Origin of the sequence: Nocardia sp. NPDC058499, assembly GCF_042719915.1 — a bacterium.
In the GTDB taxonomy this organism is placed as follows: Bacteria; Actinomycetota; Actinomycetes; order Mycobacteriales; family Mycobacteriaceae; genus Nocardia.
Window position 1 is genome coordinate 77,335 of record NZ_JBHXMZ010000007.1, and the last position, 13,547, is coordinate 90,881.

The 13,547-nt window shown below is 68.1% G+C and carries 12 protein-coding genes; 3 read left to right on the top strand and 9 right to left on the bottom strand.

What is annotated here, in order from left to right; all coding sequences use genetic code 11:
• Positions 1-24: 24 nt before the first annotated feature.
• The 3 genes from ACFWPH_RS21700 to ACFWPH_RS21710 form a co-directional block, all read right to left on the bottom strand.
• A complete protein-coding gene (locus ACFWPH_RS21700) occupies positions 25-1,194 on the bottom strand; it encodes an RNA polymerase sigma factor (RefSeq protein WP_378754247.1) in 1,170 nt (389 codons plus the stop codon).
• Positions 1,194-1,601 carry a YciI family protein gene (locus tag ACFWPH_RS21705; RefSeq protein ID WP_280415726.1) on the bottom strand — a complete coding sequence of 136 codons (408 nt, stop codon included), beginning with the start codon at positions 1,599-1,601 and terminating at the stop codon, positions 1,194-1,196. Before ACFWPH_RS21705 ends, ACFWPH_RS21700 begins: the two co-directional genes overlap by 1 nt.
• Before the next feature lie 115 nt (positions 1,602-1,716).
• The gene (locus ACFWPH_RS21710) at positions 1,717-2,370 is read right to left on the bottom strand and encodes an AIM24 family protein (protein WP_378753724.1); all 654 of its coding nucleotides are present in this window, start codon (positions 2,368-2,370) and stop codon (positions 1,717-1,719) included.
• Positions 2,371-2,725: 355 nt separating this feature from the next.
• Here ACFWPH_RS21710 and ACFWPH_RS21715 point away from each other — a divergent pair, with 355 nt between their 5' ends.
• Together ACFWPH_RS21715 and ACFWPH_RS21720 are read left to right on the top strand one after the other, a co-directional pair.
• On the top strand, positions 2,726-3,529 hold the full coding sequence (locus ACFWPH_RS21715; RefSeq protein ID WP_378753726.1) for an SDR family oxidoreductase: 804 nt from the start codon (positions 2,726-2,728) through the stop codon (positions 3,527-3,529).
• Between the two features lie 13 nt (positions 3,530-3,542).
• Positions 3,543-4,370 (top strand): DUF72 domain-containing protein, encoded by an 828-nt coding sequence (locus tag ACFWPH_RS21720; RefSeq protein ID WP_378753728.1) that lies wholly within the window; start codon positions 3,543-3,545, stop codon positions 4,368-4,370.
• A 22-nt stretch (positions 4,371-4,392) separates the two neighbouring features.
• On the opposite strand, the gene ACFWPH_RS21725 is transcribed toward ACFWPH_RS21720, so the two are convergent.
• Positions 4,393-4,770, bottom strand: a complete 378-nt coding sequence (locus ACFWPH_RS21725; protein WP_378753730.1) for a DUF4345 family protein — start codon at positions 4,768-4,770, stop codon at positions 4,393-4,395.
• A gap of 174 nt (positions 4,771-4,944) precedes the next feature.
• Between ACFWPH_RS21725 and ACFWPH_RS21730 the strand changes: the two genes are divergently transcribed.
• The gene (locus tag ACFWPH_RS21730) at positions 4,945-6,900 is read left to right on the top strand and encodes a GMC family oxidoreductase (RefSeq protein WP_378753732.1); all 1,956 of its coding nucleotides are present in this window, start codon (positions 4,945-4,947) and stop codon (positions 6,898-6,900) included.
• A gap of 29 nt (positions 6,901-6,929) precedes the next feature.
• On the opposite strand, the gene ACFWPH_RS21735 is transcribed toward ACFWPH_RS21730, so the two are convergent.
• From ACFWPH_RS21735 to ACFWPH_RS21755, 5 genes are all read right to left on the bottom strand, one after another.
• Positions 6,930-7,307 (bottom strand): DUF742 domain-containing protein, encoded by a 378-nt coding sequence (locus tag ACFWPH_RS21735; RefSeq protein ID WP_378753734.1) that lies wholly within the window; start codon positions 7,305-7,307, stop codon positions 6,930-6,932.
• Between the two features lie 2 nt (positions 7,308-7,309).
• The gene (locus ACFWPH_RS21740; RefSeq protein ID WP_378753736.1) at positions 7,310-7,804 is read right to left on the bottom strand and encodes a roadblock/LC7 domain-containing protein; all 495 of its coding nucleotides are present in this window, start codon (positions 7,802-7,804) and stop codon (positions 7,310-7,312) included.
• Positions 7,801-10,281 (bottom strand): nitrate- and nitrite sensing domain-containing protein, encoded by a 2,481-nt coding sequence (locus ACFWPH_RS21745; RefSeq protein WP_378753738.1) that lies wholly within the window; start codon positions 10,279-10,281, stop codon positions 7,801-7,803. The genes ACFWPH_RS21740 and ACFWPH_RS21745 overlap by 4 nt, the downstream gene beginning before the upstream one ends.
• Before the next feature lie 233 nt (positions 10,282-10,514).
• Entirely contained in the window at positions 10,515-10,892 is a 378-nt protein-coding gene (locus tag ACFWPH_RS21750) for a DUF742 domain-containing protein (protein ID WP_280414222.1), read from the bottom strand.
• A 69-nt stretch (positions 10,893-10,961) separates the two neighbouring features.
• Positions 10,962-13,418 (bottom strand): nitrate- and nitrite sensing domain-containing protein, encoded by a 2,457-nt coding sequence (locus ACFWPH_RS21755; RefSeq protein WP_378753740.1) that lies wholly within the window; start codon positions 13,416-13,418, stop codon positions 10,962-10,964.
• Positions 13,419-13,547 lie beyond the last annotated feature (129 nt).

A 13,547-nucleotide genomic window follows, 5' to 3' on the forward strand; every position in this document is an offset into this window, starting at 1 on the left:
TCGGTCTACCACGGGTACAGGTGTTCAGCTCCCGTCGTCCCGAAGGCGCTGATGGAGGGTGGCGGCGCGGAGAGTCAGGTGGTTGCGTTCGGCGAGGTTCTGCGCTCGGTCGGCGGCCTGCACATAGAGCCGCGCGGCGGTGGCGGTATCGCCGGCGCGTTCATGGAGGTAGGCAGCCGACGCGGTGTAGCGGGGGAGTCCCGGGTCGAGTTCGGCGAGGGCTGCGAGTCCCGCCTGCGGGCCGTCTGCCTCGCCGACGGCCACCGCGCGATTGAGCCGGGCGATCGGGCTATCGGTGAGCGCGATCAGCTCGTCGTACCATTCGACGATCTGCACCCAGTCGGTCTCCTCCGCCGTTTGCGCGTCGGCGTGCAGTGCGGCGATCGCCGCCTGTGCCTGGTACTCGCCGAGCCGGTCGCGGGCCAGGGCCGCCTGCAGGATGGTCACGCCCTCGGCGATCAGGTCGCGGCGCCACAGCGCGCGGTCCTGTTCGGCCAGCGGCACCAGGCTGCCGTCCGCGCGAGTGCGGGCCGGGCGCCGGGCATGGTGCAGCAGGAACAGTGCCAGCAGGCCCGCAACCTCCGGGTCGCCGGTGGTCGCGATGAGCTGCCGGGCCAGCCGGATCGCCTCCGCGGCCAGGTCGATATCGCCGCTGTATCCCTCGTTGAACACCAGATACAGCACCCGCAGCACCGTGCGCAGATCTCCGGGAGTGTCCAGCCGGACCTCGCTCACGGTGCGTTTGGCCCGGCTGATCCGCTGCGCCATGGTGGCTTCGGGCACCAGGTAGGCCTGCGCGATCTGGCGGGTGGTGAGACCGCCGACAGCCCGCAGCGTCAGCGCCACCGCCGAGGTGGGCGTGAGACTCGGGTGTGCGCACAGGAAATACAACCGCAGCGTTTCGTCCTCCGATGCGGCCGGTCCCGCCGCGGGCTCCTCGGATACTCGCTGCTCACGGTTGCGTCGTGCGGTTTCGGAGCGGGCCAGATCCACGAAACACCGCCACGCCGTGGTGATCAGCCAGCCCTTGGGATCATCGGGCCGCTGCCGTGGCCAGGTATCGACGGCCCGCATCAGCGCCTCTTGCACGGCGTCCTCGGCGGTCGCGAAATCCGCCCCGCGGTGGACGAGGGCCGCCAGGACACCGGGGATCAGGTCCCGCAGCCGGCCCGCGTCCAGCGCGTCGGCGGTCATCACTCGGTGACGGTCGGCGGGGCGGTGAGGAACGGACGCACCTCGAGCCATTCGTGGATCGGTTTCCCGCCCGCGCCGGGCGCCGCGGACAACTCGCCGGCCAGTTCGACGGCACGGTCGTAGGAGTCGACGTCGATGATCATCCAGCCCGCGATCAGGTCCTTGGTCTCCGCGAACGGGCCGTCGGTCACCGGCGGTTTGCCCTCGCCGTCGTAACGGACCCACGCACCCTCCGGCGCCAGCGCCTGACCGTCGACGAACTCGCCGGTGCTCTCCAGACGGTCCGCGAAATCCTGCATGTACTGCATATGCGCCTCGATCTCGGCCGGTGTCCACCGGTCCATCGGCACATCGTTGACCGACGCCGGAGCGCCGCGGTAATGCTTGAGGAGCAGATACTTGGCCATGGGATTCTCCCTTCGATGTCCGACCCTGGTTGGTCGATCACACCTGGGACGGAGCCGTGACGACGTTCTCGACATCCACGCCGAAAATTTCCAGAACTTTTTTCCGGGTCTGTGATCAGGCCTCGCTGGGCTGCACGATGACGAACCCTTCACCGTCGAGACGCAGCTGGAACGCCTCGCCCGAACCACCACGGACCATCGAACCGAAACTCTGCGAACGATTCAACGAGGTCTGCAGTTGCGCGCTCCACCCGACCACCGCATCGGTGTCCACGAAAACCGGCGCCTGCGGATGCACCGGAATGATGATCGGCGTCCCCGCGCACACCAGCCCGAGCCGCCCCTGCCCCGTGAACACGCAGTTGAACAGCCCGCCACCGGCCATCCCGACACCCTGCACCATCCGGATGTCGTACTGCAGGCTCGAATCGAACACCAGAATATTGCGGCCGTTGATGGTGAGCGCATCACCGGGCACCAGGTCGACGAGGAAACAGTTCCGGTCGAAATGCGCGAACCACGCCTCACCCTGACCCCGCACCGCCATCAGCGGCACTCCCTCACCCGTAAGCGCCCGCTGCAGGAATTTCCCGACCCCCTGCCCTTTCTTCTCGAACTGCAGGTTCCCGCGGAACGCAACCATCGAACCCTGCCGCGCGAGGCATTCACCGTTCACGGCGTACTTCAATGATTTCGCACTCTGCGCCGTCAACCCCGGCGCGGTCGCGGGCTGAGCCATGTTCTCGTTGGCGAAGATCTCACTCTGCATACCGCGATCCTGCCGCAACTGTCCTCGTCATGGGCGGGAGTGGTGGGCGAGCGGAGCCCGGGAAGTAACGAATTCGTATCGGTGATCGAAAAGGTCAGCAGCGCACATATTTAGGAGTGTGACGCCTGGTCGGAGGGTAATCGGTAGATGGTCGCCCTCCGGCGACCGAGTTCGACGATCGAAGAGAGACCGATATGCCTGGCTTCCTGAAGTACATCATCTTCCTCAACATGCTGGGCACCCTCGGCGGTATGTACAGCACTTGGTGATTCCCCGGCCCGGTCCGCCGATCGGTTAGATTGGCGGTTCCGCCCGGCTCGTGCCGGGCGCCCGGATTGTCGAGGATAGGGGTCGTATGGCGAAGACCGCGCTGGTGACGGGGGCGTCGTCGGGGATCGGGCGAGCTACTGCCGCGCTGCTGGTGGAGCAGGGCTACCGTGTGATCGGAACCAGCCGGAATCCGGATTCGATTGCGGCCTCGGCGCGGGTTCCGGGGGTGGAGTATCGCGCGCTCGATCTCACCGACCCGGCCGGTATCGAGCGGTTCGGGCAGGAGCTCGGACCGGTGGATGTGCTGGTGAACAATGCGGGGGAGAGCCAGTCGGGCCCGATCGAGGAACTGCCGCACGACGCCGTCACCCGGATATTCCAGTTGAACGTATTCGGTGCGGTCCAGCTGACGCAGCTGGTGCTGCCGGGGATGCGGGAGCGCGGGTACGGGCGGATCATCATGGTCGGGTCGATGCTGGCGAGTTTCCCGCTGGCCTACCGGTCCTCGTATGTGGCGACGAAGGCGGCGATCAAGGGTTTCGCGGACGCGGCACGGTTGGAGACGGCGCCGTTCGGAGTGTGGATCAGTACGGTCGAACCCGGGTCGATCGCGACCGGGATCGGGGAGCGGCGCACCAAGTACATTGCGGATGATTCGGTATATGCGGCGGATTTCGCGACGATGATCACCAACCTGGACCGTAACGAGCGGGCCGGGACGAGTCCGGAAGAAGTGGCGCGCACCATCCTGCGCGCGATTTCGGCGGAGAAGCCGAAACCGTTGTACGCCAAAGGTAGTCGGGCGCCGGTCGTATTCTTGCTTCGGCGATTGGCGCCGGCGGCGGTGATCGAGAAGGTTGTTGCGCGGACGCACGGATTGAAGCGCTGACGGAGGCCGGGATATGCGTTTATCCGTGGGCTGCGCCATGTGGACACATGCCGCCTGGCCGGCGCCGGGTGACAAACTGCGCAGCTACGCGAGCTGGTGCGATGCGGTGGAAGGCAACACCACCTTCTACGCGGTGCCGGCCCGCCGGACCGTGGAAACCTGGGCAGAGCAGACCGCCCCGGATTTCCGGTTCGTGGTCAAACTGCCCAAAACCGTCACTCACGAACGCCGGCTCTCGGGCGTGGACGCCGAGTTGAACGATTTCCTGCACACCATGGAGCCTCTCGGGTCCCGGATGCACGCGCTGTGGATCCAGTTGCCGGGGACGTTCGGGCCGAACGAGCTGGGGTCGCTGGCCGGATTCGTCCGGAAGGTCCCGGCCGGGCTGCGGGTGGCGGTGGAGGTGCGGCATCCGGCATTCTTCACTGACGATGATGCGGCGAACCAGCTCGAACGAGCACTGGGTAGGGCGGGGGCGGAGTGGGTGCCGTTCGATACCACCGTCCTGTTCGCGGCGCGGCCGGCGAGTTCGGCGGAGTACGAGGCGCAGTCGAAGAAACCGCGATTGCCGCGGCGGATGCGGGCACTCACCGAAACCCCGATCGTGCGGTATCACGGTCGCGACGATCCCGAGGCGACGGTGGCCGGCTGGCGGCCCTGGGTGGAGCAGACGGTCGAATGGTTGCGGGAGGGGCGTTCGCCGACGGTCTTCCTGCACACTCCGGACAACGCGTCCTCCCGGGATTTGGCGCGCCGTTTTCACGACGAGGTCCGGGTCCATGTCCCGGACCTCGTACCGCTGCCCGACCCCGCCGAAACCGAACCGATGACCCTGTTCTGACGGCACCGCCGGCCATCCCGTTTCAGTTCACCGTGAGCAGTGCCGCGGCCGCGAGCGTCTCGACCCAGAAGTAGAACCAGACGGGATAGAACGCGGCCGGAGCGTCCAGCACCCGCGAAACCACGCGGCCCGCCGCCATCCCGGCCAGCGCGACCGCGACCGCGAGCACCACGCCCCGCCCGAGTTCGCCGGTCGTTGTCGCCGACCAGAACAGTGCGCCGGCCACCGCGAGACCGAATCCGCCGTACACCGCCCGTACCTCGGAGCGTCCCGGTGCGGTGCCGACGCCGATACCGAAGGGCCGTACGAGCCGCGCGGGCGCGGCGAGGGCGTAGAGACCCATTCCGGTGAAGAAGAGTGCCACTGCTGTCAGGACCACTGTTCGCACCAACGCTTCCATCGCTCGATCATCGAGCATCGGCGTTGCGGGCGCTTCCGGAAACGTGCGGTTCCGGGCGCCGATAAGTGAACTAATGTTCTAGACCAGAGCGAGGTTATATAGCAGGGTATTGCTTTATAAGTGAGCGAATATTCGCACACCGTGGTAGAAATCGGCTGTAGCGAAGGGACAACCATGCAACCGACCGACAAACAGCGCGCCGCGCTGGAAATGATCTGCGATACGTTCCTGCCCGGGGACGGCCTGACCCTGCCTTCGGCGTCCGAACTGGGCGCTGTGGACACGGTGCTGGCACTTCTGGCGCGCAACCCGCGGGAAGCCGAGACCAAGCAGCTGGCGATGCTGCTGGACCTGTGGGACGGTCCGGTCACCGGACTGCTCGCCGGGTGGGGTCCGCGGCGGTATTCGAAACTGTCGCAGCAGAACCGGGAGAAGGCGCTGCTTCGACTCGGCGCCTCCCGGCTCGGTGCCGTGCGCGCGGTATTCCAGGCCTTGAAGCAGGCGTCGCTGCTGGCATACAACGTGACTCCGGGGCCGACGGGAGTCAATCCCCTGTGGAAACACCTGGGCTACGACGCGATCCCCGGACCACTGGCGAATGCGCCGCAGCCCGCGCTGCGCCCGCAGCGCATCACCGAACCGGCGAGCCTCACCTGTGATGTCGCGATCGTCGGCTCCGGCGCCGGTGGTGGTACTGCCGCCGGAGTGCTCGCCGAAGCGGGTCTGGATGTGGTCGTCCTGGAACGCGGCGAGTACTACGACGACAAGGATTTCGGCGGCGGTGAACTCGCCGGCCAGCAGCTGCTGTATTCGCCCGGACCGCTGGCATCCAGCGAGGGCCAGCTCGCGCTGGTCGCCGGATCCTGTCTCGGCGGCGGCACGGTGGTGAACTGGAGTACATCGCTGCCCACGCCGGACAGCGTCCGGGACGAATGGGCCGCAGTCGGCGCCGTACAGTTCGCGGAGTCCGAGTTCACCGAATCCCTGGATACGGTGCTGCGACGGCTCGGCGTGAACGAGCGGCGCTCCACCCCGCTGGTACGGGACAACATCCTGGAGCGCGGCGCGCGTGCGCTCGGCTGGCCCGTCGACCCCCTGCCGCGCAATGTGACCGATGCCTGCGATGCCGGTGTCGAATGCGGCCGGTGCGGTAGTGGCTGCCGGTTGGGGGCCAAACAGTCGGTCACCAAAACATGGCTGGCCGATGCCGCGGCCCGCGGCGCCCGGTTGATCGTGGACGCGAATGTACGGCGGATCTCGGTGCGCGACAACATCGCCGAAGCGGTCACCGTGTGTACCTCGACGGGTGTGGAGTTCGAGGTCCGCGCGCGAGCCGTGGTGGTGGCGGCGGGCGCGATCCAGACGCCCGCACTGCTGCGCCGGTCGGGGCTGGGTAACAAGAACATCGGCCGCTACCTGCGGTTGCATCCGGCGGCAGCGGTTTTCGGACTCTTCGACGAAGAGGTGCGGCCCTGGGAGGGCGGTCTGCAGACGCGGATCTGCCGGCAGCACGCCGATCTCGACGGAAACGGTTACGGCGTGATCTACGAGACGGGTCCGCTGGCGCCGGGCTCGTCCACGGGATTCATGAGCTGGCAGGGCTCGGCGGATCATCGGCGGGTGATGCAGGATTTCGCGCGCACCAATGCCGTCGGCATCATCACCCGCGACCGCGACTCCGGTGCGGTGAAGGTCGACCGGGACGGTGAACCCACCGTGGACTACCGGATCTCCGACTACGACGCCGCCCACCTGCACACCGGTATCGAAGGCGCGGCCAGGATTCTCGAAGCCGCGGGCGCCACCCGGATCTTCTCCGGGCATCAAGCGGGTGTCTCCTACGAACCGGGCGTTCGTGGTTCGCTCGGTGAGTTCTCGGCCGCCGCCAAGGCCGCCGGCTACGGTCCGGGACGCTGCACGATGGGCGCCCTGCACATCATGGGGTCGGCCCGGATGGGTGGTTCGGCGGAAAACTCCGCCACTGACCCAGACGGTGCGGCCTGGGAGGTGAAGAATATCGTCGTCGCCGACGCGTCCTGCTTCCCGACCTCCTCGGGGGTGAACCCGATGGTGACGATCGAAGCCATCGCCCATATGAACGCCACCCGCCTCGCCGCCCGGCTGGGCTGACCGCGGGCGCGGGAGGTCCGGCGCGATGGTCAGACCTCCCGCAGGCTGCGCGCGATGCTGTGCAGCAGACCGATATCCCGGGCGGGATCTATCGTGGTTTCGAACGGCGGCCGGACCTCCAGCCGGCCGTCGTCGATCAGATCTCCCACGAGCACCTTCGCCATGGCCAGCGGAAGCCGCAACTGTGCCGAAATCTCCGCCACCGACTGCGCGGTCCGGCACAGGCGGATGATATCGACGTACTCGGGTTCGGTGCGCTGCGGCGCGAGCCCGGCGCCCCGGTCCACCACCCTGGTATCCAGGGTGAGCTCCCGGCGCCTCGTGCGGCCTCGCCCGCGGGTCACCGCGAAGAGGCGCACGATGGGACCGTCGTCGTCCTCGTCCCAGTGATCGTCGGGCCCCGACACGGCTAGCGTATGCCGTTCGGATAGCCGCGTACGTGCGCGCCGGGCCGGTCGCGGTCGTACCCAGCCGGGTGGTCATGGGGACCCGGCCGGCCGCGGTCGCCGTGGTACGCCCGGGAATCGACGCCGAGATGGGTGCCGACCTGCTGAACGGTGCGGTTCATTTCGTAGGCCACCATCCCCAGGTCGGCGGAGTCGGCGGCGAGCAGTGAGAGACAGGCGTTACCACCGGCCGCGGTGACGAACAGGACCGCCCGGTCGAGCTCCACCACCGTCTGGCAGACACCGCCCGCCTTGAAATGACTTCCCGCGCTCCGCGCCAGGCTGTGGAAGGCCGACGCCATCGCGGCGAAACGTTCGGCGTCGTCGCGGTCCAGCCCGGAGGAATGTCCCATCAGCAGGCCGTCGGTGGACAGCAGCACCGCGGAATCGGCATCCGGTAGACCGCGAACCAATTCCTCGAGTAGCCAGCTGAGATCGGTGCGATCGGGGTTGGTCATCGTTCGCCTTCTCGTCTAGAGCGTTCTGGAGCATCGGTATCGGAATACGGTGCGCGGCGACCCGAACGGCTACCGCGCGAGATCGCCGACATCCGGTTGCGGGCCTGTTCGGGGGTCCGGGGGCGGGCCACACCGGCATCCGGGTCCTCCTCCCGGACGGTGGGGTCGGTCGCCTTGCGGTGACGGCGCGGCAGTGGCGGGCGACCGGCCCCCGCGCGATACGGCGCCGGCTCCGCGTGCGGCTCCGGATACCGGACTTCGGAAGTGACGGCGGGGTAGACGTCCGAACCGAGCGTGCGGGAATCGTAGGGCTCCTCATACACCGGTGCGGTGGCGAAGGTGGTCGACGGCGAGGTACGGAAGGGGAGCGGCGCCGCGGGGGCCGCGCCGGCCAGGGCGGGTTCGATCACCGGGGCGGCTTCCAGCGGTGGCGGCCCGGCGGGTTCGGTGAGTGCGGTCGGAATGAGGACGATCGCCTTGATTCCGCCGTACGCGGATTCGGTCAGGCGTACCGAAATACCCTGCCGGGCGGCCAGGGTGGCGACCACGAACAGTCCCAGGCGAGTATCGCCGGTCAATGCCGTGACACCGAAGTCCGGCGGTTGGGCCAGCGCCAGGTTCCGTTCGGCGATCTCGTCTTCCGGCATCCCGAGACCCTGATCGGCCACCTCGATCGCCACACCGCGCCCCACCAGCGTGGCCGAGACCTCGACCCGGGAATCCGGCGGGGAGAACGCCGTCGCGTTGTCCATCAGTTCGGCGAGCAGGTGAATGAGATCGGCCGCGGTTTTGCCGACGACCCGCATCTCCGGCACCCGCCCGGTGTGGATACGGGTGTAATCCAGGCTCTCCGCGGCCGCGGCCCGGATGATGTCCCACAGGGACACGGGTTTACGCCAGCGCCGGCCGGGTTGTTCGCCGCCCAGGACGATGAGGTTCTCGGCGTGGCGGCGGGCGCGAGTGGCGAGATGGTCGAGCTGGAAGAGCAGTTCGAGCTGATCGGCGTTCTCCTCGCGGCGTTCGGCCTGATCCAGCAGCGCCAGCTGGCGATGGACCGCGAGCTGGTTGCGATGGGCCATATTCAGGAACACCGCGTTGAAACCCGCCCGCGTCTTGGCCTCGGCCACCGCGGCCGATACGGCGGCCAGCTGGGCCCGGTTGAAGGCGTCGGCGACCTCACCGAGTTCGTCGGTGCCGAAATCCAGCTGCGCGACCTCGGCGGTGGTGTCGACCTCCGCGCCGTCGTCGAGGCGGCGCATGAGATCGGGCAGGCGGTTGTCGGCCAGGTCCAGGGTGTCGTTGCGCAGATGCCGCATCCGGGCGATGAAGCGGTTGGCCATCAGCAGCGCACCGAGGAAGGTCAACCCGGTGAGCAGCAGGACAGCGCTACCGCCGAGCATCGATTTCGCGGCCGTATCGTCACCCTGCGCACGGGCGGTGACGTGCGCGTCGTTGCTCTGATCCTCCCAGAGTTTCAACAGGCCTTCGATGACCTGGCCGGAGGCCTGCTGCCAGGTGGCGATATCCATCGGCAGCGCGGCCGGTTCCCCGGTGGCGTCGGATTCAGTGGCGTCGGATTCATAGGTGCCGGAGCTGTCCTCGGATTCGGCGGCCGACCGTGCGCCGCCGGCCATGAGGGCGTCCTGCATGGCGATCACCTGCCGGTAAGGCGCGGAATCGGTGATTGCCCGGAGTTGCGCGAGCCGTTCGCCTTTGAGTACCGCAGCGGAATACGCGACTTCGCCGCGGAATTCACCGGCGTAGCGGTTGAATTCGACCAGCTGGGCCTCGGTCAGTTCGTTCAGCGTGAGTGCGGCCGCGCCCAGGGTGTCCGCCTTGGACAGCGCGTCGGCGGCCCGCAGGGGTTCGACGCCGTACCCGAGCGATATCGCTACACCGGCGTCCGGCGCGACCCGGGCGGCCAGCATGGAGGCCGCGACGATCGTTTCGATCACCGAGCTGTAGAAAGCGAATGCCTCGGGCCGGGGGATCGTGCCCGCGTCGACGGCGGCCCGGGTGGTGGGGACCTGGCCGAACAGCTGCTGATAGCCGGCGATTTCGGCCTGGGCACCTTCGGGGTTGAGCTGCTGGGCCGCATCGCCCTTGGCGAAGATCTCCGCCAGCGCGATATCGGACTGGCCACGAGCCGCGACCAGCGCCGGAGCCACTCTCGTATCGCCGGCCAGCAGTAGCAGTGACAGCCGCCTTTCTTCCGAGAAAGCCCGCACCATGAGAATTGCCGGACTGGTGGTGCTGCTGGCAAGTTCGGCCCAGGTCGTCGCATCCCGGCCGGACCGCACGAGGTAGGCGGCTGCGCCGATCCCGATGGTCACCAGCGCGATACTGGTGACGAGCACGATCGCGAGCAACCGGGTGCGGATGCCGACCCGCCCGCGCGTGCGATTCGCTCCGGAACGCGCTTTTCGCAGGAATGTTCCGGCGAGAGGTAGGCGAAATCCCAACGTAGACCCACTCATTTCAGGGTGATGGGCCGACCGGCCGCCGGTCGGCCCATCCCAGCTATCCCGGCATTGCGATAATTTCTACTAGATTTTTCCTCGCAATGCGCTTTATCTGTCCCAGACTCTAGCGAACGGATGCGCGCGGTATCGCGGAAGAGGACATGCAAATGAGGCGCTCACCCCGGAGTCCGGGTGGCGCGGGTCGCGCGGTGGCGCTTTCGAAGGCCGATCGGCGGGTGTGCCTCGGATCAACCGCCCCGCAAACTGTTCGCGATCGTTCGCAGGAGATCGAGTCCCGCGGCGTTGTCGGGAGTCTCCACCGGTGCGCGCACGATCAGCCGGCCGTCGTCGATCAAATCCCCGACCAGGACCTTTGTCAGTGCCAGCGGAACACCGAGTTGCGCCGATACCTCGGCCACCGACTGCGGAGTCCGGCACAACCGGACTATTTCGGCGTACTCGGGTTCCGGTCGGCGCAGCGCCAGGCCCGAACCGGCGTCGACCACCATGGAATCCAGGGTGAGCTCCGCGCGCTCGCTGCGACCCCGGCCGCGGGTCAGCGCATAGAGACGTACGACCGGGCCGGCGTCCTCCTCGTCCCCCGAGGTGTTGTGTGGTCCGCTCATGGCCGCGGCCGGCCGTTCGGTCCGGCATCCGGCAGCCTGCTCACCAGTTCCGCCGGCGGCCGGTTCGGGTCAGTGCGCGGGGGAATGGTCATCGTCGCCTTCCTGTCGAGTTCTCTCGGATTCGGCCGGCTCCGGGAGCGCACTGCGTCCCGACCGGGTGCCGCCCTCGATGGCGGCCATCAGATTGCGTGCTTCCTCGGCGCTGCGAGGACGAGGCGCTTCGGCGACCGGGGCGGTACCGGCGGCGGAATCGGCGGGTTCGGGAGCAGGGGCGGGTTCGGCGGTCTGCCGGCGTCGGCGGGGCAGCGGCGGGCGAGTTCCCGTATCCGGTTGCTGTGCCGCGGTATCGGTGGCCGGCTGGGCCGAGCCGCCGGGGCGCGCCGGGGCCGCGACGCCCGCGGGTGCGGCGCTGCCGTTCGGTACGGCGGAGTTCGGTCCGCTGCCGTTCGCTGCGGAATCCTGGGATCCGGCCCCCTCGGGACGGGGGCCGTTGTCCGCGGATTTTCCGGCGCCGGGCACGGCCCGTTCTTCGATCAGTTCGGTGGGGATCAGCACGACGGCCTTGACTCCGCCGTACATCGAATCCGACAGCCGTACCGACGCACCGTGGCAGGCTGCCAGCGTGGCCACGACGAAAAGCCCGAGCCGGGTATCACCGGACAGCGCCGCGACCCCGAAATCCGGTGGCTGCGAGAGCAGCTGGTTGTTGGCGACGATTTCGTCGGCCGACATACCCAGCCCCTGGTCGGCGACCTCGACTGCGACTCCACGGCCCACGACGGCCGCCGAGACCTCGACCCGCGACTGCGGCGGTGAGAACGCGGTGGCGTTGTCCATCAGCTCCGCCAGCAGGTGGATCAGGTCGGCGGTGGCCTGGCCGGCGATCAGCACATCGGGCGCGTGACCGGTGTGGATCCGGGTGTAGTCGACGGTTTCCGCCGCGGCCCCGCGGATCAGATCCCACAGCGGAATCGCATTACGCCACACCCGGCCCGGGTTCTCCCCGCCCAGCACGATGAGATTCTCGGCATGGCGCCGGGCGCGGGTGGCCAGATGGTCGAGTTCGAACAGGAGCTCGAGCTGGTCGGCGTTCTCCTCGCGGCGTTCCGCGCGATCGAGCAGGGCCAGCTGTTTGTGCACGGCGACCTGGTTGCGGTGGGCGATATTGAGGAAGATGGTGCGGAAACCGGCCCGGGTGCGGGATTCGGCAACGGCCGCCGATACCGCGGCGACCTGCGCCCGGTTGAACGCGTCGGCCACCTCGCCGAGTTCGTCGGTACCGAAGTCCAGCCGGGCCACCTCGGCGGCCGTATCGATTTCCGCGCCGCTGTCGAGGCGCCGCATGAGGTCGGGCAGCCGGTGATCGGCCAGTTCGAGGGTGTCGCTGCGCAGCCGGCGCATCCGGCCGATGAACCGGTTGGCCACGAACAAGGTGCCCAGGAACGCCACCAGCGTGACGGCCAGGACCACGATCCCGCCGATCAGCGACAGGCTCGCCGTATCGGTGCCCTCCTCGCGGGCGATGGCGTGTGCGTCGCGGCTCTGGTCCTCCCACAGTTTCAGCAGGGCCGAGCTGAGCCGGGTGGACGTTTCCTGCCAGGCCGGTCCGGTCATCGGCAGGGTGGCGGGACCGGATTGATCGGATTCCGCGGTGTCGTCACCGCTTTCGGACGGAGCCGGGAAGGGGCCGCGCAGCACCATCGCGTCCTGCATGGCGGTCACCTGCTGCCAGTCCGGTGACGAGGTGAGGGCGTGCAGCTGGTCCAGTCGCGCACCCTTCAGTACGGACGCCGAATAGGCGGCCTGCGCGCGGAACTCACCGACATACCGGTGGAATTCGAGGAATTGATCCGGCGTCGCTTCCCCACGGGCGAGGCTCACGATACCGAGGGTATCCGCGCGCGACAGGGCTTCCGCGGCCCGCAGCGGTTCGACGCCGTAACCGAGTGCGATTCCCAGGCCGGCGTCGGGCGCGACCCGGGCGGCGATCAGCGACGCCCGGAAAATCGTGTCGATCACCGTATTGAAGAATCCGAACGCTTCCGCACCGGGTACCGCGCGGGCGTCGATGGTGGCGCGGAAACCGGGAACGCTGTTGTAGAGCGGGCGGAACGTCTCCAGTTCGGCCGCTGACCCGCCGGGGTCGAGCCGCTGGGCCGCCTCGCCTTTGGCGATCGTCGCGGCGAGCGCGGTATCGGAACGCTGCCGCGCGTCCGCGAGGGCGCCGGCCGCGACCGGATCGCCCTCCAGGTACAGCATCGACAGCCGGCGCTCTTCCTCGAAGGTTTCGACCATGGAGATCACCGGCGTGGTGGTGCTACTGATGAGGTTGGCCCAGACCCGGGCCGACAGACTGTCCTTCACCAGGTATCCGGCGGCGCCGACCCCGATGATCAGCAGCGTGATGTTGGTGATCAGCAGGATCGACAGCAGCCGGGTGCGGATACCGACCCGGCCGCGAGTGACATCCCTGCCGGAGCGCAGTGCCCGATCCCACGAGTCGGACAAATGCCGCCGAACAGCCACGATAGATCAACCCGTTCCAGGGCATGCGCAGACGACACCATGGTGATCGGCGCATATCACCCTAATGTTCCCGGCATTGCCGTTGTCCGGCAATGCATCAGCTTCGGTCCAAACCATAGCGAAGCATGG